Here is a 25,601-nt window from a genome sequence, read left to right on the forward strand (position 1 = left end):
GTATCTTTGCGCATCACTATGTCCGACTAGACAGAAATAAATCGAGGGACACAGCAATGTGTTTGCCATGCCCCTCGTCATTCTATTCAGATAGCGTCCGTATTACTTGATAACGCCCAGCTCCTTGCCAACCTTAATGAAAGCAGCAACTGCCTTATCAAGGTGTGCACGCTCATGACCGGCAGACAACTGTACTCGGATACGTGCCTGTCCCTTCGGAACAACAGGATAGTAGAAGCCTGTCACATAAATGCCCTCTTCCTGCATGCGTGCGGCAAAGTCCTGTGACAACTTGGCATCATACAGCATCACTGCGCAGATGGCAGACTGAGTCGGCTTGATATCAAATCCGGCAGCCAGCATCTTGTCACGGAAATACGTTACGTTCTCCACCAGCTTGTCATGCAGAGCATTGCTTTCCTTCAACATCTTGAACATCTCCAGGCTGGCGCCCACGATGGCAGGAGCCACCGAATTGGAGAACAGATAAGGACGTGAACGCTGGCGCAACATGTCGATGATTTCCTTCCGGCCGGTCGTGAATCCACCCATGGCACCACCAAAGGCTTTGCCCAAAGTTCCGGTAAAGATATCCACACGGCCGTAGACACCAAACTGTTCTGCCACACCGTGTCCCGTCGGACCTACGACACCGGCGGAATGCGATTCGTCCACCATGACCAGCGCATCATACTTTTCAGCCAACTCGCAAATCTTGTCCATCGGGGCTACATTGCCATCCATTGAGAAGACACCATCGGTTGCAATGATGCGGTGACGTTGGGCCTGTGCCTCCTGAAGGCAGCGCTCCAGGTCTGCCATGTCCGCATTGGCATAGCGATAACGTTTGGCCTTGCAGAGTCGTACACCGTCAATGATGGAAGCATGATTGAGTGCATCAGAGATGATGGCATCCTCTTCGGTAAAGAGCGGTTCAAACAATCCACCGTTCGCATCAAAGCAGGCAGCATAGAGAATGGTATCTTCCGTTTTGAAATAATCGGAAATAGCAGCCTCCAATTGCTTGTGCAAATCTTGCGTTCCACAGATGAAACGGACCGAAGACATACCATATCCATGGGTATCCATTGCACGCTTGGCTGCCTCGATGAGACGCTTGTTGTCTGAGAGGCCAAGATAGTTGTTTGCACAGAAATTCAATACATCAGTTCCGGCATTGACTTTTATGTCGGCACGTTGGGGAGTCGTAATCACACGTTCATTCTTATACAATCCGGCTTCGCGGATGCTGTCCAATTCCTGAGTCAGGAATTCTTTCATTTTACCGTACATAGTCTTTTACTTGTTTATGTTGATACTGACAAAGTTCTACTTTTTTTTCGAACTTTCACTAAAAAACCTCCACTTTTTTTCACGCCATATACAAATATTGCCTTACCTTTGTTTCCAAAAGTAACTTAAAAACATCAACAGGTGATATGAAAAACGTATTGATTATCGGTTCTACCGGTCAGATAGGCTCAGAGCTGACCATGAAGCTCAGGAGCATCTATACCAATGGTAATATCGTAGCCGGTTACATCCCGGGAGCTGAACCCAAAGGCGAGCTGAAGGAGAGCGGACCTTCTGCCCTTGTAGACATCACCAATCCCCAACAGATTGCCGATGCCGTCGAGAAATACCAGATTGACACTATTTACAACCTAGCCGCCCTGTTGTCTGCCGTGGCTGAAGCCAAGCCGCAACTGGCATGGAAGATTGGCGTAGGCGGACTCTTCAACACGCTGGAAGTGGCACGCGAAAAGAGATGTGCCGTCTTTACTCCCAGCTCCATCGGTTCATTCGGTCCTGAAACTCCGAAAGACAAAACACCGCAAGACACCATCCGCAATCCACGGACCATGTATGGTGTGACTAAAGTTACAGGAGAGATGCTGAGCGACTACTATTTCCGTCATTTCGGCGTAGACACCCGCTCGGTACGCTTCCCCGGTCTGATCTCTTACGTGACTCCCCCGGGAGGAGGCACTACAGACTATGCCGTAGACATCTACTATGCGGCAGCCAAGGGTGAGAAATTCCTCTGCCCCATCGCCGCCGGCACTTTCATGGACATGATGTATATGCCCGACGCCCTGCGTGCCGCCATTGAAATCATGGAAGCCGACCCGTCCAAGTTCATCCACCGCAACTCTTTCAACATCGCGTCCATGAGCTTTGACCCGGAAATCATTTACCACAAAATCAAGGAATATCGTCCTGACTTCCAAATGGAATATCAGGTTGACCCGCTCCGTCAGAGCATTGCCGAGTCATGGCCGAACTCCCTCGACGACACTTGCGCCCGGGAGGAATGGGGTTGGAAACCCGAATATGACCTGGATGCCATGACCCGCGACATGCTGGACAAGCTCAGCGCCCGTTTTGGTAAGCAACAATAAACGGTAGCACAATACCTATTGCATCAAGCCGGAGGCGGATTTTATTCATTCAATCTTCTGATGAATAAAATCCGCCTCTTCTTTATGGCTGCATGGGGACCACACCGGTCTTCAGCTTCCGTAAATCATGGAAAGGTACGGGACAGGCACTTGAGAGAGTCGTCAGAGCTGTACATCCTGATAAAGGTAACGCTTGATGCTCTTCTTGGCCGTCTTCTCAAACTCCTCGGGCCATAACTTGATGCGCGAGATTTGAGCATAGCCGGGCAACTGGGCATTCAGTTCCTGACGGTTCTTCTCCATCAGCTCCTCAATTCGTGCCGGAGAACGGCTGGCCTCACCCAACTCCGACCAATCGGGATACACCAATGCCACCAGACGGTCGTGATTCAGGATGACAATGCTCTCCGAAACATAAAGCATATTGTTCAGCTTGGACTCTATCTCTTCCGGATAAATGTTCTGTCCCGAAGCTGTCAACAACATATTCTTGCACCGTCCCTTGATGAACACATGACCTTCCTCGTCCATGATGGCCATATCGCCGGTATGGAGCCAACCATCCTTGTCAATAATCTGATGAGTTGCCTCCTCATTCTTATAATAACCCAGCATCACATTGGCTCCCCGACAGACAAGCTCACCGGGAACCGTATGCGGGGAAGGCGAATCAATCTTAAGCTCCATGCGCGGCACAACCTGACCACAGGACATATACTTCAAGTTCGTCCAGAAATTATGGCAGATAATCGGACCACATTCCGTCATGCCGTATGCAATGGTATAGGGGAAGTCTATCAGGCGCAGGAAGGCTTCCACCTCGGCATTGAAGGGAGCACCCCCGATGATGATTTCAATGAAATTTCCACCGAACGTCTGCATCGCCTCCTCGCGTGCCTTCATCTTTATCTTGTCATTGATAATGGGCACCTTCAGCAGGAAACGTCCCAGCTTGGTATCGACACGCGGCAGGATATTCTTCTTAAAAATTTTCTCTACGACCAGCGGTACGCTCGAAATGACCCGGGGACGTATCTCTGCAAACGACTCAGCGATGACTTTCGGCGAAGGCATACGGGTCAGGAACCACAGATGGGCACCCTGACAGACACCGAACAAAAAGTCGAAGACCATACCGAACACATGTCCCAGGGGCAACATGGACACGATGCTGTCACCCGGACGGAGGGCAATCCGTTCCCGGCAAAGCATCACATTGGAGAGGATGCTGCGGTAAGACAACATGACTCCCTTGGAGTAACCCGTCGTTCCCGAAGTATAGTTGATGATGGCTAGTTCCTCAGGCTCTTCCCGCCGATAGGCTACCTGCTCCGCACGGAAGCTACAGGGGTAATGATGTCCGAAACGCTCGTTGCGATGTGCATGCGCTGCCGAAATCTGTTCCGAACGTGACACCAACAACGAAAAATCAGGCAAGGAGGCAATCGCTTCCAGTCCCGGCATGAATGCCTCGTTCAGGTTCTCCCACACCTGGTCGCCGACAAAGAGCAGGCGTGCTTCAGAGTGGTTGACGATATGATGTACGTTGTCCGGCTTGAACTCATGCAAAATGGGGACTGCCACCGCACCATAAGTGATTACTCCCAGGAAAGCGACCACCCAATGGGCACTGTTACGCCCGCAAATGGCAACCTTGTCACCCGGACGGATTCCTCCATCCTCCAATATAATATGCATCTTGGCTATCTTCCGTGCTACGTCCTTATAGCGTAATGTGGCCCCCTTGAAATCGGTGAGCGCATCCAATTCCCAATTCTTCTTAATGCTCTCTTCAATAAGTGCGATAAAACTGTTGTCCATTGTCCTAAGCTTACTATTTAACGGTAAGAATGCGCATTTCTTACCAAAATGTGCACAAACATAGAAAAATAGTCGCGGAGTGAAGGATGAGTCAATAGAAGTTTACATTCTTTTAACAAGGAAGTCTTCGCCAATCCCCATGCTCTTTCGAACTTTGCACGCGGAAAAAGACTTGTTTTTTATGGATAATAATCAACCTATCGCTGCCCTTTTCGATTTGGACGGCGTCATTGTGGATACAGAATCGCAATATACCCTCTTCTGGCGCAGGCAGGGAGAAGCCTACCGTCCGGACATGCCGCACTTTGAACAGCGCATCAAAGGCATGACCCTCACCCAAATCCTGGAGTTCTTTGCCGACCAGCCGGGCATCCCCGAGCGCATCCAGGAGGAGCTCAACCAGTTTGAAACCCGAATGGACTACACCTATATCCCGGGAGCAACAGACTTCATCCGTGCCCTGCGTACACAGGATATCCGCACGGCAGTGGTGACCAGTTCGAATACGAAAAAAATGGAGAATGTCTACCGCGCCCATCCGGAATTCACGTCCTTGTTTGACCGCATCTTTACCGCAGAAGATTTCCAACATTCCAAGCCCGACCCGGACTGTTACCTGCTCGGAGCCCGCGTGTTCGGCACTGTGCCTGAACGTTGCTTCGTCTTCGAAGACTCGTTCAACGGACTGCTGGCAGGCAGACGTGCCGGAATGACCGTCATCGGCCTGTCTACCACCAATCCCGAAGCCGCCATCCGCGACCTGGCAGACGTGGTCATCCCCGACTTCACAGGCTTCAGCGTTGAAAAGATGCACGCACTCATACGGCAATGACACAAAAAGTATAACTTTGCATCCGCTTTACAAGAAGCTCTTGCACATTTATCTAACAAAACGACTAAAAAATCATGTCAGGCTATATTTGCAATGATACGAAGAAAGTGACTACTCACCGGTTGCTGGAAATGAAAGAGAATGGTGAGAAAATCTCCATGTTGACTTCCTACGACTTCACTACCGCCTCCATCGTCGACGGGGCCGGTATGGATGTCATCCTCGTAGGCGACTCTGCCTCCAATGTCATGGCAGGCAATGCCACGACCCTCCCCATCACCGTCGATGAAATGATTGTCTACGGACGTTCCGTGGTGCGGGGCACCCGGCGTGCGCTCGTGGTCATCGACATGCCTTTCGGCTCTTACCAGGCTGCTCCTTACGACGGTGTGGCAACGGCCGTCCGCATGATGAAGGAAACCGGAGCCGATGCCCTTAAGCTGGAAGGCGGGGAAGAGTTCATCGATGTCATACGCAAGATAATCAATGCCGGAGTACCGGTCATGGGACACTTGGGACTCATGCCGCAATCCATCAACAAATACGGGACGTACGGCGTACGTGCCAAAGAGGATACCGAAGCCCAGAAGTTGCTCCACGATGCACACCTGCTGGAAGAAGCCGGTTGCTTTGCACTCGTTCTGGAGAAGATTCCGGCAACGCTGGCGGCACGTGTCACTGCCGAACTGCACATCCCGGTCATCGGTATCGGTGCCGGAAGCGATGTGGACGGTCAGGTGCTCGTGGTCACCGACATGCTGGGCATGAACAACGGCTTCCATCCGAAATTCCTCCGGCGCTATGCCGACCTTCATACGGTCATGACAGATGCCGTCGGACAATACATCCGCGACGTGAAAGACGGAGATTTCCCTAACGAGAATGAACACTATTAAGCACATGGAAACACCTGTGACCGGTTCGCAACGACCGCAGCGGACAAGACTCTGGACAAACAACATCTGGCTGATTTGCCTGTCGCACCTGCTCTTGTCCACCTCGCTCTATATGCTCATCCCGACCCTCCCCGTATGGCTGGTGGTGAGGTATGGTGCCAATTCGTTTGAGATAGGCGGCATCCTCGCCCTTTCCGGCCTGGTCGCCTTCATGCTGGGCCCGTTCTTCAACTACCTGGTTGACCGTTTCCCCCGGAAAAGCGTCTGCGCCTGGGGACTCCTGGGTGTAGCAGCCTGTTCCCTGGGTTTCTATTGGGTTCCCGTTCTGGGCTGGGTCGTCGCATTGCGTGTCGTACAGGGCATGCTGCAAGGCGTGGCACTCATGGCGTCGGGCAGCACACTTGCCATCGACCTGACGACCTCTCCCCACCGCACGGATGTGAACAATGCATTTGCCTGGTTCGGACGCCTGGGACTGTCCGTCGGGCCGCTGATGGGCTTGCTCGTACAATACCTGTTCGGATTCCACAACGTCTTTATCGCTTCCTTCGTCATCGGCATGTTAGCCTGCCTGTGCGTCCTTTGTCTGAAGGTTCCCTTCCGGGCTCCCTTGTGTCCCCCGAAGTTCTCCCTCGACCGCTTCTGGTTGCCCAACGGATGGCTGATGTTCCTGCAGACCATCCCGGTCGCTGCCGTCACCGGCATATTGCTCGGAACCATCCACCGTTACGAGTTCTACGTCTTCATCATGGTTGGCTTCTGCCTGGCACTGCTCGCCCTGCATTTTGTGTTCCTCAATGCCGACATCCGCTCGGAAATCGTCAGTGGGAACATCCTGTGGGCTGCCGGACTGCTGCTCCTGATATTCCGCGAAGGGACTCCCGCCTTCTATGCCTCCTCCATCCTGATAGGCATGGGTATCGGACTGACCGTAGCCCGTCTGCTGGTGTTCTTCATCAAGCTGTCCCATCACTGTGAGCGCGGCTCTGCCAACACCTCGTACATGTTTGCCTGGGAACTGGGTATCGGACTGGGACTGTTCCTGGGATACACGGTCTTCCCCGACCCCTTGGAAAGCTACTGGGTATGCCTGTGGATACTTGCCGGAGCACTCGTGTTCTACCTGCTGCTCACCCACCGCTGGTTCATGGCACACAAGGTGCGGTGAGGACGTCATGACATATTCACACCATTTGTTTGTCCCCTTCCACAAAATGCGTTAACTTTGGCGGACATACTTTAAATACCCTATAAACATGTCAGTAAATAAAGTCATATTGTTAGGAAACGTCGGGAAAGACCCGGAAGTGAGATACCTGGACGGTGGTGTCGCTGTAGCAACTTTTCCACTTGCCACCACGGAACGGGGGTATACACTGCCCAACGGGACAAAAGTCCCGGACCGCACCGACTGGCACAACATCATCTTATGGAGAGGATTGGCACAAGTGGCTGAGAAATATGTGCATAAAGGCGACAAGCTCTACATCGAAGGGAAACTCCGTCCCCGCACGTATGACGACCATAACGGAATCCGCCGCTCCGTCGTCGAGATTTATGCCGACGTGATGGAGATGTGCTCCTCGCCGCGCCCTGCCGCTCCGGCCAACACGGCGACGGCGTCCGCTGAACCGAACACGGCAACGGCTTCGGAGGCTACTGACAGCAACGACGGCTTGCCCTTCTAACCCTATTGTTTCACTAATTCATCAGTTTTGGACTCAGATTCGTATTCGCGCTTTTGGACAGACATTGCCAACCAAGTGACAGTAACCATGCCCGATGTGGGGACGTGGTTCATCCTTCTGCTGACCCTGCTCCTGCTCATGGCTTCGGGCATGGTGTCGGCCTCTGAAACAGCTTTCTTCTCGCTCACACCGGGCGAACGCAACCGGATTGAACAGGGGGAATCAGCCGCCTACCGGCGCATCCACTCCCTGTTGAAGGATTCGGAACGCCTGCCCGCCACCCTGCTCATTGCCGACAACTTCATCAACGTCGCTTTCATCATCCTGGGCAACCATGTGCTCATGCAGTCGCTCGATTACGGCGTGCCGGCTGCTCTCACCCTCTTCTTCAATACCCTTATCCTGGCGATTCTGATTCTCCTGTTCGGGGAAATCATGCCCAAGACCTATGCCGCCCGGCATGCCTTGCCCGTCTGTCGTACGGCCTCCCCCTTCCTCACCTTCTTCCGACGCCTCTTCCGCCCCGTCTCCGGAGTGTTGATACGTGCCCATCGGACGGTCAACCAGGTAGTGGTCAAGGAGAACTACAACATCTCGGTCGACGAACTCTCGCAGGCACTGGAGCTGACGGACAAGAACGACATATCCGACGAACAAAGCATGTTGCAAGGCATCATCCGCTTTGGAGGAGAGACCGCCAAGGAAGTCATGACACCCCGTCCCGACATCGTCGGCCTGGACATACAGACTCCCTTCCCGGAAGTAATCCGCTGCATCATCGACAATGCCTATTCGCGCATCCCCATCTACCAACGGTCACGCGACAACATCAAAGGCATCCTCTATATCAAGGACCTGCTGCCGCACCTGGACAAGGGAAACACCTTCCGTTGGCAGTCACTGATACGCCCTCCTTACTTTGTTCCTGAAACCAAGATGCTCGACGACCTGCTGCGCGAGTTCCAGCAGAACAAGGTGCACATGGCCATCGTCGTCGACGAGTTCGGAGGAACATCGGGACTGGTCACCATGGAAGACATCATCGAGGAAATCGTGGGCGAAATCAACGACGAATACGATGAAGACGAGCGCACCTACATCAAGTTCAACGACTCGACCTACATCTTTGAAGGCAAGACGCTCCTGTCCGACTTCTACAAGATTGTCGGGACCGATGAAGACAGCTTTGAGGATGTGGTCGGAGAAGCCGACACCTTGGCAGGGCTTCTGCTGGAACTGAAGGGCGAGTTCCCCAAACGTCACGAGAAACTGACGTACCGCAACTTCACCTTCGAAATCCTGGAAATGGATGAACGGCGCATCCTGAAAGTAAAAGTCACCTTGTCCCCTCTTCCGGGTAAAGACGAGGAAACAGCTCATTCCTGATTCGCTCCCCATGCCTCTCTATCGTTCAGCCCCTCTGACTGACGACGGCGGATGGGCCGTCTGGAAGGTAACGGAAACGGAAGCGACACTACGCTCCCTGTTACCGGCGGAAGGAGCCTACCTGCAGGAATTGTCACAGTTTCAAGCTCATCCCAAGCGTAAGTTAGAGCGCCTCGCCGTCCGCACGTTGATGTTCAACTGCTGGAAGACAGAACACCCGGTGGCTTACACTCCCGACGGCAGACCTTATCTGACGGACGGCACTTACTCCATCAGCATCTCCCACACCGACGGCTACGTCGCGCTATGCTGGCATCCGCATCACGACGTGAGCATCGACATCGAACGCCTTTCTCCCAAAGCCCTCCGCCTGAGTACCAGATTCATGCATCCGGACGAACATGCCGAAGGCGACCCACTGACGGCAGCCGTACTACATTGGAGCAGCAAGGAGACTCTGTACAAGCTCCTTCGCCGGCAAGAAGACACAGACTTCCTCCACCACCTCCGTATCCATCCTTTCACCCTTGCTTCCCAAGGTCAGCTGACGGGAGAAGACCTTCGCGACAGCCGGGAGCGCTTTACCATTGATTACCTTCTGGACACAGACTTTGTACTGACACGAGCCATGCGCCAGCCATTCTAAAGGAACGAAGTCCAAGCTTTCAGTTCCACGTCGTGGGAATCGTAGTTCCACGCCGTGGGAATCACAGTTCCACGCCGTGGAAATCACAGTTCCACGCCGTGGAACTCACAGTCCCAAAGCCTGGAACTCGCAGTCCCAAAGCCTGGAACTCGCAGTCCCAGAATATGGACTTCCGATTGGGACTGTCATTTCAGGATACAGACAGGAGGAAACAACTGATTATGAATCACTTTTCAGCATCTATAAACGAATCGGTCATTCACCGTCTGAAGTTCAGTCTCATATCAGGAAAAGACTTCAGGCAGTGAATGACCGACAGGGAATACATGTGATAGCCGGATAAGAGGAACACCTCACCGGATGGTTACCTTAATCTTTGCTCTTGGGCAGGATGAGGTTGAGGATGACGCCGACGATCGCCGCCAGGCCGATACCGGATAGCGAGAATTCACCCCAAGTGAAAGTCGCTCCTCCAATTCCAACGGTCAGCGTAAGGGAGAAAATAACAATGTTACGCGTATTGGACAAGTCAACCTTATGTTGCTGGATATTGGCAACCCCCGCCGTGGCAATGGTTCCGAAAAGCAAGAGCATGATACCTCCCAGGACAGGACCGGGAATCGACTTCAGCAGAGCACTCACTTTTCCGACAAGCGAGAAGACGATACCGGCAACGGCAGCAATACGGATGACCTGCGGATGGGTGACCTTGGTAATCGACATGGCACCTGTAACCTCGGCATACGTGGTAACGGGAGGACCGCCCAGGATGCCTGCGGCAAAACAGGCAAGGCCATCACCGAGAAGGGTTCGGTGCAGCCCGGGATCCTTGACAAAGTCCTTTTGTGCCACCGTATTGACCACATAGATATTGCCGATATGCTCAATCACAGGAGCAATGGCAACGGGGAGCATGAACAGGAGTGCCTCCCAGGAGACCGTCGGATGTACAAAACGGGGAAGACCAATCCAGGCTGCTTCGCGCACACCGGTCAGGTCCACGTCCCCGGTAGCAAGGGCAACCAGGTAACCGGCAACAATTCCGCAGAAAATGGGAATCAGACGAAGCAACCCGCGCCCCTTGACCGAGACGAGCACAGCTACAGCCAGTGAGATGAGGGCAAGGGGCCAGTCGGCTTCCGCCATCTGAACCCCGGTACCTGCCAACGAAATACCGATGAGGATGATGACGGGACCAATGACTACCGGAGGAAAGAGACGGTTGATGACGGCAATGCCCTGCCAACGGACAAGCGCACTCATCAGGAAATAGACGAGACCCACGCCCGTGAGTCCAAACAACGTCCCGGAAAGTCCATAAAGCTCGGTAGCTTTGACAATAGGTGCAATAAAGGCAAAGCTGCTACCGAGAAAGATAGGAACTTTGCCTTTGCTGACAAGATGAAAAATAAGAGTACCGATGCCTGCCGTAAAAAGAGCCGTCGAAGGGTCAAGCCCTACAAGCAAGGGAACAAGCACCGTAGAACCGAAGGCAACGAAGAGGAACTGAACGCCGACGATGCCTTTGCGGAGAGTGGTGAGCTGGTTTGTTTCTGTTTTCATGAGGTTTGGTTTAACAGTTGCAAAGGTAAGTTTTCTAATCGACAATCGGGCATCACCTGTTGGCTATTTTGAGACGATAGAGGCAACTCTCCGCATCCGGACAAAAAGACGGATAAAAGGCGACTTGAAAAGGGGATGAATCCTTCAAGTTTACTATCTTTGGAGACTTCAATCCTAAGTTATACAACTAAAAACAAAGTACTATGACCAACAAACACATGCGTAACTGGCTGTTGCTGGGCGGACTGTTTCTGCTGTCTCTCGCCGCATCGGCAGCCAATGACTCTCTACGTATTGCCCAACGCGACGCCATCCTGGCGCAAATCACCGGGGCTTCCCTTCCTGAACGTACGTTGACCATCACTTCTTTCGGCGCCAAAGGGGATGGAAAGACGGACTGCAAGCCTGCCTTCGACAAAGCCATGAAACGGGCTGCCAAGGTGGGTGGAGCCCGTATTGTCGTACCAGCAGGTACCTATTGGCTGGAAGGACCTATCCATTTTGTGAGCAATGTCAACCTGGAGCTTCAGGAAGGTGCCACACTGAAGTTCTCGCCCGAACCGTCGAGTTATCTGCCGCTGGTAAAGACCAGTTGGGAAGGAACGTTCGTACAGAACTACAGTCCGTTCATCTACGGCTATGGACTGGAGAATGTCGCCATCACAGGACGGGGAACCATTGACGGCAATGCCGGAAGCACGTTTGCCACCTGGCGCAGCAAGCAACGTGAGGGACAGCAGCTCAGCCGTCAGATGAACCATCAAGAGGTCCCCGTTGCCGAGCGCAACTTCGGCGAAGGCTACTGGCTGCGTCCGCAACTCATCCAATTCTTCAACTGCCGGAACATCACCCTCTCGGGGGTATTCATCACGAACGCGCCTTTCTGGTGCATTCACCTGCTGAAATCAGAGAATGTCATCTGCCGCGGCTTGCGCTATGATGCCAAGCTGGTCAACAATGACGGAATTGACCCTGAATATACACGCAATGTCCTGATCGAGGACATCGAATTCAACAATGGCGACGACAATGTAGCCATCAAATGCGGACGAGACAACGACGGCTGGACAACCGCCACTCCCTCAGAGAACATCATCATCCGCCACTGCAAGTTCAAGGGACTGCACGGCGTAGTCCTGGGCAGCGAGATGTCAGCAGGCGTGCAACGCATCTTCATAGAAGACTGCACGTATGCAGGCTATTGCAAACGAGGCATCTACATCAAGACGAATCCTGACCGTGGAGGCTTCATCCGCGACATTTATGTGAACAACTGTGAGTTTGATGAAGTGGAAGACCTGTTCTATGTGACTTCCATGTATGGAGGAGAGGGACTGGACAACGTACACTTCACGGAGGTATCAGGCATCCATGTCGACAACCTGCGTTGCCGCAAGGTCCGCGCCGCAGGACTGGTGCTTCAGGGCACGGAAGCAAAGCCTATCACCGACGTGACTTTCAACCGGGTGAACATCGGGGAAGTAAAGACCGCATTGAGTTTCTCCAACACCATCGGTGTCAAGGTGGACAATTGCCACCTGGGTGGAACGGTTGGCGTGCCGTCCATGGCCAAATAAAATGAAGGGTTCTTGAGTATGTCAGGCAGGTCAGAAGGGACTATCCTACAATCTGGTCATCCCAGATTTCCCAACCTGCCTGTACAAACTCAAGAACCCTGTACTTTAGAAACTATATCGAAACAGTTCTCCGGTCGTTACACTTACCGTTGAGCCAAAGGAACATACTCAACCGTATCAAGCACATTCTTGTATGCCGGACGGATGATACGTTTGCCTTCGAAGTTCAGTTCCTCATTGCGGTGTGCACACCATCCCACGATACGGGCCATCGCGAACAGAGGCGTGTAGATCTCGCGAGGAAGTCCGATAAGCTCATAGATGAATCCGGAGAAGAAGTCAATGTTGCTGCTGACTGTCTTGCCGTTGTTCTTCACACGATAGAAGGTGTCAATCGCGCGTTCCTCAAGCAGCTCCAGGAAAGCAAACTCTTCTTCCCTGCCCTTTTCCTTTGCCAAGGCATGTGCCAGGTCCTTCAGAAGGAGTGCACGCGGGTCGGAGATGGTATATACGGCATGGCCGATACCATAAATCAACCCCTTCCTGTCATAAACCTCCTTATTCAGCATGCGAGTAAAGTAAGTGTCGATTTCATCGGCATTGGTCCAGTCATGAATAGCCTCTTTCAGGTGGTCAAACATGGCTGCCGCCTGCAGGTTCGCACCTCCGTGAAGAGGGCCCTTGAGCGAACCGATACCCGCAGCAATTGCCGAATAGGTATCTGTTCCTGTGGATGAGGTGACACGTACGGTGAAAGTAGAGTTATTACCACCACCGTGCTCTGCCTGGAGCACAAGCAGAAGGTCCAGCATCCGTGCATCAAGCTCGGTATAGCGGTGCTTCAGCATATAAAGGAAGTTCTCGGCAATCGAAAGGTTCTCTTGCGGATGGCGGATATGGAGTGAACGCCCGAAGGTCGCATGGCGCAACATGTTGTAGGCATACGCAATGATGGTGGGGAACTTCGATATCAGTTCGATGCTCTGACGGACGAGGTTGTCGCGTGAGGTATCATCAGCCTTGGGGTCAAATCGGTACATCTCCAGCACACTCCGTGCAAGGATGTTCATGATGTTCGTCCCTTCCAATTCGATGATATTCATCTTTGTCTTCTGTTCGAGCGGCATATTCTCATTAATCAATTCCTTGAAGTTAGCCAGCTCTTCCTTATCGGGAAGTTTGCCCGAGAGCATCAGGTAAGCCACTTCCTCAAAGCCGAACCGTTTCTCCTTCAGGATGTTTCCGGCGATGTCTTCCAAATCATAGCCCCGATAATAGAGCTTACCGGGAATGGGCTTAAGTCCTCCACCGGGAATACGTTCGTATCCGACCACATTACCTATCTTCGTCAGACCAACCAGCACGCCGGTACCGTCTTCGTTGCGTAAGCCACGCTTCACGTCATATTTGGAGAACAGCTCCGTATCGATACGGGTACAGTCTTTCACATCCTCCGAAAGCTTGTAAACTAAATATTCTTTCTTCATCTCTCTGGATTTTTTATGGGTTAGATTCTTTTAGCGGACGAAGTCACCAGCGACAAGCAGCCACCGCAACAGTCAGAGACCTGCCTGACCACTTGTCGGCTGACGCTTTCATCCTTTAGTCAACAATACGTTTTACTATCTCTTGGGCAAATACCGAGGTCGGGAGTGCTACACCACCGTCCATGAAACGTGCCAGATCGCGTGTTGCACGACCTTGCGAGAAGCTGTCTTCCAATGCCCTGGTAATCAGTGCGGCAGGCTCCTTCCAGCCCATGTATTCAAGCATCATCACAGCCGAGAGGACCAGTGAACAAGGATTGACCGCATCTTGTCCGGCAAGAGCAGGTGCCGTTCCGTGTGTTGCCTCAAAGATGGCATGTCCGGAGTTGTAATTGATATTTGCTCCCGGTGCGATGCCAATACCTCCCACCATGGCAGCCAGCTGGTCGGAGATATAGTCTCCATTGAGGTTCAGCGTTGCCACTACCGAATATTCCGTGGGCTTCAGCAATGTATTCTGCAAGAAGGCATCAGCGATGCAGTCCTTCATTACCAGGCGTCCGTCAGCCAGAGCGTCGCCAAACTCACGTTCAGCCAACTCATACCCCCATTTGCGGAAACACCCTTCGGTAAACTTCATGATATTTCCCTTATGAACGAGAGTTACCGAAGGCAATCCGTGTTCCAGGGCATAACGGCATGCAGCACGAACAAGTCGCTCCGTTCCCTCTTTCGAAACCGGCTTCACACCGAACGATGAGGTCTCGGGGAAGCGTACCTTCGTAACGCCCATCTCATTATGAATGAAATCGTAGAACTTCTTCGCTTCAGGAGTACCTGCCTCCCACTCGATCCCGGCATAAATGTCTTCCGTATTTTCACGGAAGATATGCATGTCGACCTTCTGCGGCTCCTTAACCGGAGACACCACGCCTCGGTACCAGCGCACCGGACGCAAACAAACATACAAATCGAGTGTCTGTCTGAGTGCTACATTCAGCGAACGTATGCCTCCTCCTACAGGAGTAGTCAAAGGACCTTTAATTCCCACCAAATACGTCTTGAAAGCTTCCATCGTCTCATCAGGAAGCCACGAACCGGTCGCATTGTAAGCCTTCTCTCCTGCCAGGACCTCTATCCACTCGATGGACCGACGTCCCTCATAAGCCTTTTTCACTGCGGCATCGACAATAAGCTGCATTGCCGGCGTTATCTCTGCTCCTACACCATCTCCGGTAATATAAGGAATGGTAGGGCAATCGGGCACATGAAGTGTCCCGTCTGCTGATTTGGTAATCTTACTCATTTTCTGTCTTCTTCTCCTTATTATATATGTATCGTAAATACTCACACCATGATGGGTGCTACTTTTATCCTATTTGTGTTGGTTTGCATTCAAAGCCGATCCGGCACGGAACCAGGCAATCTGCTGTTCATTATAAGTATGCTGTACAGCAAATGTTTCTTCAGTCCCATCCTCATGCAATACACGTACCTGCAAGGGACGTCCGGGTGCAAACTCCTTCAAGCCGATAACCGAGAGGCGGTCCTTTTCGCGGATACGGTCATAGTCTGCCTTGTCTACGAATGTAAGGGCAAGCATTCCCTGTTTCTTCAGATTGGTCTCATGAATGCGGGCAAAACTCTTGGCCAGAATAACCTTCACATTGAGGAAGCGCGGTTCCATTGCAGCATGTTCACGGCTGGAACCTTCGCCGTAGTTCTCCTCAGCCACAACAATCGAAGAGATGCCTTGAGCCTTGTATTGTTTAGCGACAGCCGATACAGCCTCATACTGACCGGTCAGACGGTTCCACACGCTGTTGGTTTCCCCATTGAATGCGTTCACTGCGCCCATCAGCATGTTATCGGAAATATTCTCCAAGTGTCCACGGAAACGCAACCACGGTCCGGCCATGGAAATATGATCGGTCGTACACTTCCCTTTCGCCTTCAGCAACAGCGGCATATTGAGCAAATCATTGCCATCCCATGCAGGGAAAGGCATCAACCGTTGCAGACGCTTCGAGTCAGGAGCAATGACAACCTCCTGTCCGGCACCGGTCGGAGCGACATATCCCTCACTGCCCCGAGCAAATCCTGCCTTCGGCAATTCATCTCCCTGAGGAGGATCCAAGCGGACAGCCTCACCGTCCTTGTTCACCAAGGTATCAGTCAACGGATTGAAGCAAAGGTCTCCGGCAATCGTCAGTGCCACCGTCAGTTCAGGGGAGGCAACAAAGGCATGCGTATTCGGATTTCCATCAGCCCGTTTGGCAAAGTTCCGGTTGAACGAAGTCACGATGGAGTTGGGACGAGTTGCATCGCCCACCCGCTTCCATTGTCCGATACAGGGACCACAGGCATTGGTCATGACGGTTGCTCCCATCTCTTGGAAGAGTTCGATCAAACCGTCACGTAAAGCTGTTGCACGTATTTTCTCCGAACCGGGATTCACAATCAGAGGCGATGCGCTCTGCAGATGCTTCGTCTGCACCTGACGTGCCAAGGAAGCTGCACGACTCAGGTCCTGGTAGGACGAGTTGGTACACGAACCAATCAAGCCCACCTCCATCCGCTGCGGGTAGCCATTCTCCTTTACCTTACGGGCAAACTCCGAAATAGGACAAGCTGCATCAGGAGTAAACGGACCATTAATATAAGGTTCCAAGGTTGAAAGGTCGATGTTTATCACACGATCATAATACTGTTCCGGATTCGCAGTAACTTCGGCATCGGCACGCAGGTCTCCCTTCACATCATCTGCCATACGTGCTACGACATCACGTCCGGTTGCACGAAGGTAAACAGCCATCGATTCGTCATAGGGGAAAAGTGAAGTGGTTGCTCCTACCTCGGCTCCCATGTTACAGATGGTAGCCTTACCGGTAGCAGACAGGCTGTCAGCCCCTTCACCGAAATATTCAATGATGGCATTTGTTCCACCCTTTACGGTAAGGATACCTGCCAGTTTGAGAATAATATCCTTTGGAGATGCCCAACCGGAGAGTTTGCCGGTGAGGTGCACACCGATAAGGCGTGGCATCTTCAGTTCCCATTCCATCCCGGTCATTACATCAACGGCATCAGCCCCTCCTACTCCGATTGCAACCATACCCAGTCCACCGGCATTGGGAGTATGCGAGTCAGTTCCAACCATCATACCGCCGGGGAAAGCATAATTTTCCAGCACGACCTGGTGAATGATACCGGCTCCGGGCTTCCAGAATCCGATACCGTAACGGGAAGCAACCGATTGCAGGAAGTCGTAGACCTCCTTATTCGTAGTCAGTGCCTCAGGCAAATCGACTTTGGCTCCACGATAGGCTTGAATGAGGTGATCACAATGAACCGTTGACGGAACAGCCACCCGGTCTTTTCCTGCATTCATGAATTGCAGGAGAGCCATCTGCGCCGTTGCATCCTGCATGGCCACGCGATTGGGTCGAAAATTCACATAATCTTCTCCCCGTTTGAACGAGCGTAAGTCTGCGTCATCATAGAGATGTGTATATAATATTTTCTCCGCATAAGTCAGCGGGCGAGCTAATTTCTCTCTAATTCTCCCGATTTTAGCCGCATACGCTTCATAGAACTCCTGTAACATTGATAAATCTTGTACCATATTTTCCCTTTCCATTTGTTAGTTTATTTCAGAATTGTATTAATTACTACCTCGCAAATATAAGAGTTATAATATCAATTCAAAAGTTTTAGTGCGATAAAATGCAATTATTTTTAGGGTGTCATACGTACACAATACTCCGTTCCATGGTATTCCTGCCCATAATTCTCTCTCCAGATTCCCAATCTTCATACGCAATAAGCACCTCTATTCAGCAGGGTAAAGGGAAAGCCATGCATCCAGCGGCGCAGGCATAAAAAAAGTGCCGTGACAACAGGCTGCTTCTTTTGGCAACACCTTTGTCACGGCACCTCTATTTATGTTTCAAGCAAGCTTCTAATCAAGTAAACCAGCGTACATAGCAGAAGTCTTGACGATGAGGCAATTCAGGATGCTTCGGGAACATACGGTAGGAAAGGCTGAAGCTTCCGGCATTGTTCAACACATGCACACACTGGAAGGTGTACAAGTTGCCTTCCTGCTTCACGACTTCCATCGGTTCTACCGAGTAGATGTGCTCCTGACCATCCTTGTCCTTATGCATGGTTACCAGCTCTACACCGATGGCGTCATTCAGACCTTTCTCATCCAATACGAGCGTCATTGTATATTCCTTGCCGCTCTCAACGCCTCCTTCAAGCAACGCTTCCGAACGTGCTGTCGAGATGACCTGAATGCTGTCCCAACGTTCAGCTACAGCCAACTTCCATGCTGCAAGTTCTTTTGCCTTGGCATAGTTGTCTTCCAGCAGGTGGTGATAACGGGCAGCCTCCTTGCAGTAGAACTTCTCATAGTAATCATCCAATTGACGCTTCATGGTGTAGTGAGGAGCAATCTGTGCAATCGAATTCTTGATGGTACGTACCCAACCTTCTGAATAGCCTTTCCGGTTGCGGGCATAATACAACGGCAGAATTTCTGTCTCAAGCAGACTGTAGATGGTAGCAGCATCCAGTTCATCCTGATATGCCTGATTTTCATAGGTACGTTTATCCGTCAAAGCCCATCCGGCACCTTCGCGGTAGCCTTCCAGCCACCAGCCATCGAGCACGGAGAAGTTGATGACACCATTCATCAAAGCCTTTTCACCCGATGTACCGGATGCTTCCAGCGGACGGGTCGGCGTGTTCAACCAAATATCCACACCTGAAATCAGGCGACGTGCCAACTTCATGTCATAGTTCTCCAGGAAGATAATCTTGCCCAGGAACTCGGGACGGCGGGAAATCTCAACAATCTGTTTGATCAAGCCCTGACCGGCTCCATCATGCGGGTGAGCCTTACCGGTAAAGAGGAACTGTACGGGATAATCGGGATTGTTCACGATTTTTGCCAAACGGTCCAAATCGGTAAACAACAAGTGGGCGCGCTTATAGGTAGCGAAACGACGTCCGAAACCGATGAGCAGGGCATTCGGGTTGATCTTCTCCATCACCGAAACGACACGAGAGGGATCACCTTGACGCTTCAACCAGTCTTCACGGAACGACTTGCGGATGTAGTCAATCAGTTTCTTCTTCAGAATCTGACGGGTAGCCCAAATCTCTTCATCGGGTACATCGTAAATCTTCTCCCAAATCTTCGGGTTTGACAAATCAGACAAGAAGTGGGCATCGAAATGTCTGTTATACAAATCCTGCCACTCCGTAGCACACCAGGTCTGGAAGTGTACACCGTTCGTCACATAGCCGACATGGTTCTCTTCCGGATAATATCCTTTCCAGATACCGGCAAACATCGCCTGAGACACTTTACCGTGTAATTTGCTCACACCGTTCACTTCCTGACATGTGTTGCAAGCAAAAGTTGACATGCAGAACCGTTCGTTGTGGTCACCCGGGTTCATACGGCCCAAATCCATCAAGTCATCCCAGCTGATACCCAACATCTGCGGGTAACCGCCCATATACTTGCCAAACAGACCTTCGTCAAAATAATCGTGACCGGCAGGAACCGGAGTATGTACCGTGTAGAGAGAAGAAGAGCGAACCAGTTCGAGGGCTTCGTCGAAAGTCAAACCCTTCTCTACGAAATCGCACAGACGTTTCAAGTTACAAAGAGCGGCGTGACCCTCATTACAGTGGTAGATATCCTTCTCAATACCCAAAGCTTCCAGCGTCAACATACCACCGATACCCAGCAGAATCTCCTGCTTCAGACGGTTTTCCCAGTCACCACCATACAGCTGTGAAGTAATCGGACGGTCAAACTCACTGTTCATCTCATTGTCCGTATCCATCAGGTACAAAGGAATACGGCCCACATTCACGCGCCAGATATAAGCATGTACCCAATAGTTCATGTAAGGAACCTTCACAACCAACGGCTGGCCATTCTTGTCCATGACGCGCTCAATCGGCAAGCTTCCGAAATTTTGGGCTTCATAGTTTGCAATCTGCTGTCCGTCCATTGCCAACGTCTGGGTAAAATAGCCATGACGATAGAGCAGACCAATACCGCACATGTTGACATTACTGTCCGAAGCCTCCTTCATGTAGTCGCCGGCCAATATACCCAAACCACCTGAATAAATTTTCAGCACATGGCTCAAACCATATTCCATACAGAAATAAGCCACGGAAGGACGGGTCTTGTCCGGTTCTACATCCATGTAAGCACGGAAGTTATCATAGACCTCATCCATGCGCTTAAGGATGACTTTATCCTTTGCCAGCTCTTCCAACTGTTCGTAGCTCAAATGCTCCAGCAACAAAACCGGGTTCTGACCAACTTCTTTCCAAAGAGCAGGGTTCAAATCCTCAAACAGATCCGTTGCCTCATGGTTCCACGCCCACCACATGTTGCGTGAGAGTTCCGACAACTTCTTCAGTTCATCAGGGATTCTAGACTTTACAGTAACCTCTTTCCAACTTGGAATATTTGCGTTACTAATCTTGACTTTCATAATAAATCGAAGTTATTTGTTTAGTTCTATTTTTAATTGCATCTCAAGACAGACGGGCTTTCACTTTCTGCAAAGCCACATCGTATGCGTCGTAATAATATTCGATGAAGTGTTTCCACAATGCCTTCTCCGAGATGGCGGCAGCCCGTTTCCGTATATCCTTTATCTCCTTGTCTGAAAGATGGGAGAAATCCGTCACCGTATCCTTGATGGCATCCGCCACTTCTGAATAGTTATAGTCCGAACGGTGGATCACTTTCACCCCGTCAGCCAACGTACTATAGCTGCCATCTGTCTTCAAGGAGTTTGCCCACAACCCGAAACCTGCCAGATCGGTCGTAATGGTCGGTACGTGGAAAGCGATACTCTCCAGCGGGGTATATCCCCACGGTTCGTAATAGGAAGGATAAATCGTCAGGTCGTTGCCCAAGATAATATCATAATAGGAGAAATTCAGGATGCCATCGTTCCCATCCAGATAACACGGAAGGAAGATAATCTTCACTTTGTCTGCCGGAGCATTCGCCATGCCCAGGTATTTCAGCTGGTCCAGCACTTTGTCATTACTCATGTCATGCAACCAGTGGGTTACGAAGGGACAATAAAGAGGAGTATCGAATGTCTGCTTGCTGTTCAACCGTTCTTTCAGGTCTTCGCGAGGTTCACCGACCCAACCGGGGACAGTGACAAAGGCAACCACATCCTTGTTCAGGTTTTTATCGCGGTTCAAACGGTTCATGGCTTCCAGATAGACATCCTGTCCCTTGTTCTTGAACTCATAACGTCCGCTGGTGCTTACCAGAATCGTATCATCGCCCAGATTTGTCCCCAACAGCTTGTTTGCCAGATTGAGCAAAGCCGCACGTGCCTTTTTACGCTTGGCTGCATAGCTGTTGCCCTTCGGCACGAAATCGTCTTCAAAACCGTTCATCAAGACTACATCCACCGGCTTGTCCAACAATTCCCGACATTCATTGGCCGTGATTTCGCTGACAGTTGTAAAACAGTCGACATGATGTGCGGTCTGCTTCTCTATGGAGTGTTTGGACTGCATATTCAGCTCTTCAGCCATCTGGTCGCCATTGTAAGCGAACAGATAATCATACAAAGGTTTGTTATTGCCGGCAATGGAACGGCCGATTGAAGTAGCGTGCGTCGTGAAGATGGTTGCTATTTCAGGGACATGCTTATGAATATAAAGGGCACCCAGACCGGTCATCCATTCATGAGCCTGGTAGATGACCTGATCGGCAGCGGTCAGCTTATGGTAACGGAAATAGCTTTCAACAACCCTTCCTGCTGCATAGGAAAACATCGAAGCCTCGTCATAATCGCCGTAGGCATGCAGTGAATCGACCTTGAAATCGAGCCAGGCTTGCGTGTATATTTCATTCTTTACTGCATAAAAGCCATTGAAGTCAACCAGGAAGACAACAGGTTTCCCGGGAATGTTCCAACGTCCTGCCCGTATTTCCAGCTGCTCTTGCTCACGGGCACTTGACAACCACTCTTTATACAGCTCATCATCTTCTAAAAATAAGGGATTGCTCTTCCCTTTCCATACATCCGGTCCTATAAAAAAGAGGTGATCTCCAAACTTCTCATGCAGGGTCTTTGCTCTTGTTGAAAGAACGGTATATATGCCACCCACCTTGTTACATACTTCCCAACTTGATTCGAAAATGTAACCGGGGCTTAAGTTATGTACTCCCATAATCTCGAAAATTTTTTGCAAAGATATAAAATCTCTCCGATAAAAATAAAAAAACATTATATTTTCGGCTCTCAAAGTGAATGATTTATCTCCTGAAAGCCTTCAGTTTTCCAACAGCAACATCAAGCCGCTTTCTCCTTTTGACGCTTCAACTGTGTCCCCACAATTGCCAGAATTACGGCAAACAGTACCACGACGATGCCCATAACCTGCAACAGACTGCACGTCTCACCCAAGAAGGTCACACCCATCACCACTGCCGTCAACGGCTCCATACAACCCAAAATGGCAGTCGTCGTGGAGCCTACCCGCTTCACGGCAAGAATCAGGGTCAAATCGGACACCAGCGTAGGAACCAATGCCAACAGGACCAGATGAATGCCTGTCGAGACATCGGGGATAGGCGAAAAGCTTCCATCCTGAACCAGAACATTGATGAAGAAGATAATGGCACAATTGAGCAAGACGTAAAAGGTCATCTTCAGCCCGTCCATGTCACGTAAGCGGAACTTCTGGATACCTACAATATAGGTGGCATACGTGCAGACCGTTATCAGGGCGAGAGTCAGCCCGACGGTATTGAAGTTTGCCCCCTCACCGGAATTGCCCAGAAAGCCTACACCGACCACCGCCAGTGCAGTGGCCAGGTAAATGACCCAATTTCCACGTTCCTTGAACAGCAATATCATAATCAGTGTCACCAGAACCGGATAGAGGAAATGGATGGTTGTTGCCATCCCACTGGGAATGTACAGGTAGGAAAGCGTCAGCAACATGGAAGTTGCCGCATAGAAGATACTGAGCAGACACAGCATCTTATATTCATTCTTTGTTACCTTGAACGAGGTTCCCTTTATCAACAGGACGACTCCCATTGCCAGGAACGAGAGAAAGAAACGGAGGAACACAACCGTATTGACTGCCACCCCGGCATGGATAGCCGGCAATGCGAAAAAAGGTACAAGTCCGAATGTTGCGGACGACACAATCGCGTAAACAAGCCCTTTGACTGACTTCATAGACAAACAGAATTTTATCGCAGGTGCCTCAGGCGTTGCCTCAAACGCTCGCGCACCGGTTTTTCTACAACTATTAAAGTGACGGCGGTCAGAACCATCAGAATACCCAACATAATCTTCGGCGTCAGTTGCTCATGGAACAAGGTTACCCCAAAGAAGAGGGCGGTGACCGGCTCCAAGGCACCAAGAATGGCTGTCGGCGTGGAGCCTATGTGATGAATGGCAGTGGTCGTACACATCAGCGAGACGACCGTCGGGAGTGAAGCCAATGCCAACACATTGCACCATCCGCCGACCGAACGCACCGGCACAAGGTTCATGCAGAAGTCCAGGCGGACGACATAAATCAAAACTCCGAAGACCAGCGCATAGAAAGTCAGGCGCATGATGGAGATATTTTTCAGGATGGACTGGTTGACGCCCACAATATAAACGGCGTATGACAAGGATGACAACAGGACAAAGACCAGACCGACCAGGCTCAATGGAGCACCGTCGGTACCCTTTGAAAGGAATGAGATACCGCACAAAGCCAACAGGATGCCTCCCCACACAATGGGTGAGATGCGTTCATGAAAGCAAATCATCATGATGAGAGCAACCAGAACCGGATAGACGAACAGGATGGTCGAGGCAATGCCGGCATCCATATAGTTATAGCTCAAAAACAACAGCAGTGATGAACTGGAGAAAATCAACCCGGCAAGTACCAGAGGAATAATTTCCTTCTTCTGCAACCGGAACGACTCGCCCTTCCACTTCATCAACAGGGCCAACAAGACAATTGCCAATCCATAGCGATAGAACAAGACGGAGTCGGCATTCAGACCTTCCTCATACAACGGAAGGGTAAACAAAGGATTCATCCCGTAGGTGACGGCAGCTATGATGCCACACGTAAAACCTTTCGTTTTAGCACTAAACATTACCTCTATCATTTAAAAGTCCGCAAAGGTACATATATTCATGGGAACTCCTTCCCTGAATCTGCCGAATTTTTCGCCTGACGACAACACGGAATCATCAGGCAGGGCGGGATGCCCGGTCAAACTGTTTTTCCCGCCCGCCGATAATTTCCGGCTGGACCTCGGGACTGGAGGTGCCATCTGCCTATACCGGCTCCCAGGCCTCAATCTCCCCGCCGATTTCTATCTTCACCTGTTCGGGGTTCTTGTCGATGACCACGGAGAGCACATGCTCTATGCCCGGCTTAAATACAAAACTGCTTTCAACCAAATAAGATACTCCTTTCATGACTACTTCCAACAGAGGACGACGACCGGGCAGCCGTTGCGGAACAATAATGGCAGCATATTTATGCCCACCCAAGGAACGGGCACGAATCGTCTGCTCGGACCCATAGGCATATTTTGTGGCAATCCCCACACTGAGGTCAATGGTTGCCGAGGGGACAGTATGATGGATATAGACTTCAGCATCGTCAGGCAGCTCGCCTTCAAAATCTTCTCCTTTGATCAGACGGACCTGAAGCTTGCTCAGGATGTGATGGAACTGCAAGGTCACGGCTTCTGTTCCGGCCTCCTGACCACGGGCTGAGGCAAAGAGGAAATCACTTGCCTCGTATCCGCCCGGACGCACATCGGTGGCAGGACGGTTCTGGTCCAACTCAACTTCAAAAGGATAGTCGTCAACGGAAGTGACGGACGACGTGTAAGGGTAATAGGCAAATACGTCATACGTCCCTCCATTCCAATAGATGGGTTGGGGAGCCTGCCAACCGGAGGTGCCCTTCCACGTCAGCGGAGCATTGTTCACCTCGTTGCCTGCCGGCTCCAACGGCTGTCCGGAGACAGCGACGTAGAAACCGATGCTGTCACCGGAGTCAAAGTGATTGTCCGTAACCCGGGAAGGCACTGTTCCGACTTCCGGATAGCGGACGTCAAACCGCATCCTGTCTGCCGTGCTTTCCGGTTGCATCATTTCCGGCTCCTCCTGTCCGGTGCAGGCTGCTACCGACAGGAAAGTCCAGGCTATACTCAAAAATAGAACTGTTTTCATCGTTTTCCTCATTTAATCTTA

Annotated in this window: 19 protein-coding genes; 8 read left to right on the forward strand and 11 right to left on the reverse strand. The window is 51.1% G+C overall.

Annotation, left to right across the window (positions count from 1 at the left end; translation table 11 throughout):
* Positions 1-102 precede the first annotated feature (102 nt).
* Complete coding sequence (kbl, locus tag M3087_RS07465) at positions 103-1,293, reverse strand: glycine C-acetyltransferase (RefSeq protein ID WP_022385755.1); 1,191 nt, start codon at positions 1,291-1,293, stop codon at positions 103-105.
* A 146-nt stretch (positions 1,294-1,439) separates the two neighbouring features.
* On the opposite strand from kbl, the gene M3087_RS07470 reads away from it, so the two are divergent.
* A complete protein-coding gene (locus M3087_RS07470) occupies positions 1,440-2,402 on the forward strand; it encodes an NAD-dependent epimerase/dehydratase family protein (protein WP_022385756.1) in 963 nt (320 codons plus the stop codon).
* A gap of 162 nt (positions 2,403-2,564) precedes the next feature.
* On the opposite strand, the gene M3087_RS07475 is transcribed toward M3087_RS07470, so the two are convergent.
* Positions 2,565-4,223, reverse strand: coding sequence for an AMP-binding protein (locus M3087_RS07475; protein WP_249094761.1), 1,659 nt, complete (start codon positions 4,221-4,223; stop codon positions 2,565-2,567).
* Between the two features lie 181 nt (positions 4,224-4,404).
* On the opposite strand from M3087_RS07475, the gene M3087_RS07480 reads away from it, so the two are divergent.
* From M3087_RS07480 to M3087_RS07505, 6 genes are all read left to right on the forward strand, one after another.
* Positions 4,405-5,055 (forward strand): HAD family hydrolase, encoded by a 651-nt coding sequence (locus M3087_RS07480; protein WP_249094763.1) that lies wholly within the window; start codon positions 4,405-4,407, stop codon positions 5,053-5,055.
* A 74-nt stretch (positions 5,056-5,129) separates the two neighbouring features.
* Complete coding sequence (gene panB / locus M3087_RS07485; protein ID WP_022385759.1) at positions 5,130-5,951, forward strand: 3-methyl-2-oxobutanoate hydroxymethyltransferase; 822 nt, start codon at positions 5,130-5,132, stop codon at positions 5,949-5,951.
* Positions 5,938-7,119 carry an MFS transporter gene (locus M3087_RS07490; protein WP_022385760.1) on the forward strand — a complete coding sequence of 394 codons (1,182 nt, stop codon included), beginning with the start codon at positions 5,938-5,940 and terminating at the stop codon, positions 7,117-7,119. Before panB ends, M3087_RS07490 begins: the two co-directional genes overlap by 14 nt.
* A gap of 88 nt (positions 7,120-7,207) precedes the next feature.
* A complete protein-coding gene (locus M3087_RS07495) occupies positions 7,208-7,639 on the forward strand; it encodes a single-stranded DNA-binding protein (protein ID WP_022385761.1) in 432 nt (143 codons plus the stop codon).
* A gap of 27 nt (positions 7,640-7,666) precedes the next feature.
* A complete protein-coding gene (gene gldE, locus M3087_RS07500; RefSeq protein WP_410796928.1) occupies positions 7,667-9,025 on the forward strand; it encodes a gliding motility-associated protein GldE in 1,359 nt (452 codons plus the stop codon).
* Positions 9,026-9,035: 10 nt separating this feature from the next.
* Positions 9,036-9,671, forward strand: coding sequence for a 4'-phosphopantetheinyl transferase family protein (locus M3087_RS07505; RefSeq protein WP_249094765.1), 636 nt, complete (start codon positions 9,036-9,038; stop codon positions 9,669-9,671).
* Between the two features lie 369 nt (positions 9,672-10,040).
* Here M3087_RS07505 and M3087_RS07510 read toward each other — a convergent pair whose 3' ends face one another.
* Entirely contained in the window at positions 10,041-11,234 is a 1,194-nt protein-coding gene (locus M3087_RS07510) for a uracil-xanthine permease family protein (protein WP_022385764.1), read from the reverse strand.
* Positions 11,235-11,452: 218 nt separating this feature from the next.
* Here M3087_RS07510 and M3087_RS07515 point away from each other — a divergent pair, with 218 nt between their 5' ends.
* Positions 11,453-12,811 carry a glycoside hydrolase family 28 protein gene (locus M3087_RS07515; protein ID WP_249094860.1) on the forward strand — a complete coding sequence of 453 codons (1,359 nt, stop codon included), beginning with the start codon at positions 11,453-11,455 and terminating at the stop codon, positions 12,809-12,811.
* Between the two features lie 143 nt (positions 12,812-12,954).
* Here M3087_RS07515 and M3087_RS07520 read toward each other — a convergent pair whose 3' ends face one another.
* The 8 genes from M3087_RS07520 to M3087_RS07555 all read right to left on the reverse strand — a co-directional run bounded on the left by M3087_RS07520 (position 12,955) and on the right by M3087_RS07555 (position 25,580).
* Positions 12,955-14,298: a citrate/2-methylcitrate synthase gene (locus M3087_RS07520; protein ID WP_022385766.1), complete on the reverse strand. Its 1,344-nt coding sequence runs from the start codon at positions 14,296-14,298 to the stop codon at positions 12,955-12,957.
* A 115-nt stretch (positions 14,299-14,413) separates the two neighbouring features.
* Positions 14,414-15,604, reverse strand: coding sequence for an NADP-dependent isocitrate dehydrogenase (gene icd / locus M3087_RS07525; RefSeq protein WP_106485068.1), 1,191 nt, complete (start codon positions 15,602-15,604; stop codon positions 14,414-14,416).
* 69 nt (positions 15,605-15,673) lie between these two features.
* Positions 15,674-17,923 carry an aconitate hydratase gene (locus tag M3087_RS07530; RefSeq protein WP_249094863.1) on the reverse strand — a complete coding sequence of 750 codons (2,250 nt, stop codon included), beginning with the start codon at positions 17,921-17,923 and terminating at the stop codon, positions 15,674-15,676.
* Positions 17,924-18,263: 340 nt separating this feature from the next.
* Positions 18,264-20,828, reverse strand: coding sequence for an alpha-glucan family phosphorylase (glgP, locus tag M3087_RS07535; RefSeq protein WP_249094767.1), 2,565 nt, complete (start codon positions 20,826-20,828; stop codon positions 18,264-18,266).
* Positions 20,829-20,871: 43 nt separating this feature from the next.
* Positions 20,872-22,542: a glycogen/starch synthase gene (locus M3087_RS07540; protein ID WP_106625807.1), complete on the reverse strand. Its 1,671-nt coding sequence runs from the start codon at positions 22,540-22,542 to the stop codon at positions 20,872-20,874.
* 122 nt (positions 22,543-22,664) lie between these two features.
* Entirely contained in the window at positions 22,665-23,561 is an 897-nt protein-coding gene (locus tag M3087_RS07545) for an EamA family transporter (protein WP_022385771.1), read from the reverse strand.
* 14 nt (positions 23,562-23,575) lie between these two features.
* Positions 23,576-24,487 (reverse strand): DMT family transporter, encoded by a 912-nt coding sequence (locus M3087_RS07550; RefSeq protein ID WP_022385772.1) that lies wholly within the window; start codon positions 24,485-24,487, stop codon positions 23,576-23,578.
* A 184-nt stretch (positions 24,488-24,671) separates the two neighbouring features.
* Entirely contained in the window at positions 24,672-25,580 is a 909-nt protein-coding gene (locus tag M3087_RS07555) for a fimbrillin family protein (protein ID WP_249094769.1), read from the reverse strand.
* Positions 25,581-25,601 lie beyond the last annotated feature (21 nt).

This window comes from Mediterranea sp. ET5 (assembly GCF_023337025.1).
Taxonomy (GTDB): domain Bacteria; phylum Bacteroidota; class Bacteroidia; order Bacteroidales; family Bacteroidaceae; genus Phocaeicola_A.

Excerpts from the sequence above, each read along its gene's own strand:
- M3087_RS07510 (WP_022385764.1), bottom strand. The coding sequence starts at position 11,234 with ATGAAAACAGAAACAAACCAGCTCACCACTCTCCGCAAAGGCATCGTC.
- M3087_RS07475 (WP_249094761.1), bottom strand. The coding sequence starts at position 4,223 with ATGGACAACAGTTTTATCGCACTTATTGAAGAGAGCATTAAGAAGAAT.
- M3087_RS07490 (WP_022385760.1), top strand. The coding sequence starts at position 5,938 with ATGAACACTATTAAGCACATGGAAACACCTGTGACCGGTTCGCAACGA.
- M3087_RS07540 (WP_106625807.1), bottom strand. The coding sequence starts at position 22,542 with ATGGGAGTACATAACTTAAGCCCCGGTTACATTTTCGAATCAAGTTGG.
- M3087_RS07545 (WP_022385771.1), bottom strand. The coding sequence starts at position 23,561 with ATGAAGTCAGTCAAAGGGCTTGTTTACGCGATTGTGTCGTCCGCAACA.
- M3087_RS07470 (WP_022385756.1), top strand. The coding sequence starts at position 1,440 with ATGAAAAACGTATTGATTATCGGTTCTACCGGTCAGATAGGCTCAGAG.
- icd (WP_106485068.1), bottom strand. The coding sequence starts at position 15,604 with ATGAGTAAGATTACCAAATCAGCAGACGGGACACTTCATGTGCCCGAT.
- M3087_RS07530 (WP_249094863.1), bottom strand. The coding sequence starts at position 17,923 with ATGGTACAAGATTTATCAATGTTACAGGAGTTCTATGAAGCGTATGCG.
- M3087_RS07495 (WP_022385761.1), top strand. The coding sequence starts at position 7,208 with ATGTCAGTAAATAAAGTCATATTGTTAGGAAACGTCGGGAAAGACCCG.
- M3087_RS07480 (WP_249094763.1), top strand. The coding sequence starts at position 4,405 with ATGGATAATAATCAACCTATCGCTGCCCTTTTCGATTTGGACGGCGTC.
- M3087_RS07550 (WP_022385772.1), bottom strand. The coding sequence starts at position 24,487 with ATGTTTAGTGCTAAAACGAAAGGTTTTACGTGTGGCATCATAGCTGCC.
- kbl (WP_022385755.1), bottom strand. The coding sequence starts at position 1,293 with ATGTACGGTAAAATGAAAGAATTCCTGACTCAGGAATTGGACAGCATC.
- M3087_RS07520 (WP_022385766.1), bottom strand. The coding sequence starts at position 14,298 with ATGAAGAAAGAATATTTAGTTTACAAGCTTTCGGAGGATGTGAAAGAC.
- glgP (WP_249094767.1), bottom strand. The coding sequence starts at position 20,828 with ATGAAAGTCAAGATTAGTAACGCAAATATTCCAAGTTGGAAAGAGGTT.
- panB (WP_022385759.1), top strand. The coding sequence starts at position 5,130 with ATGTCAGGCTATATTTGCAATGATACGAAGAAAGTGACTACTCACCGG.
- M3087_RS07555 (WP_249094769.1), bottom strand. The coding sequence starts at position 25,580 with ATGAAAACAGTTCTATTTTTGAGTATAGCCTGGACTTTCCTGTCGGTA.
- M3087_RS07505 (WP_249094765.1), top strand. The coding sequence starts at position 9,036 with ATGCCTCTCTATCGTTCAGCCCCTCTGACTGACGACGGCGGATGGGCC.
- M3087_RS07515 (WP_249094860.1), top strand. The coding sequence starts at position 11,453 with ATGCGTAACTGGCTGTTGCTGGGCGGACTGTTTCTGCTGTCTCTCGCC.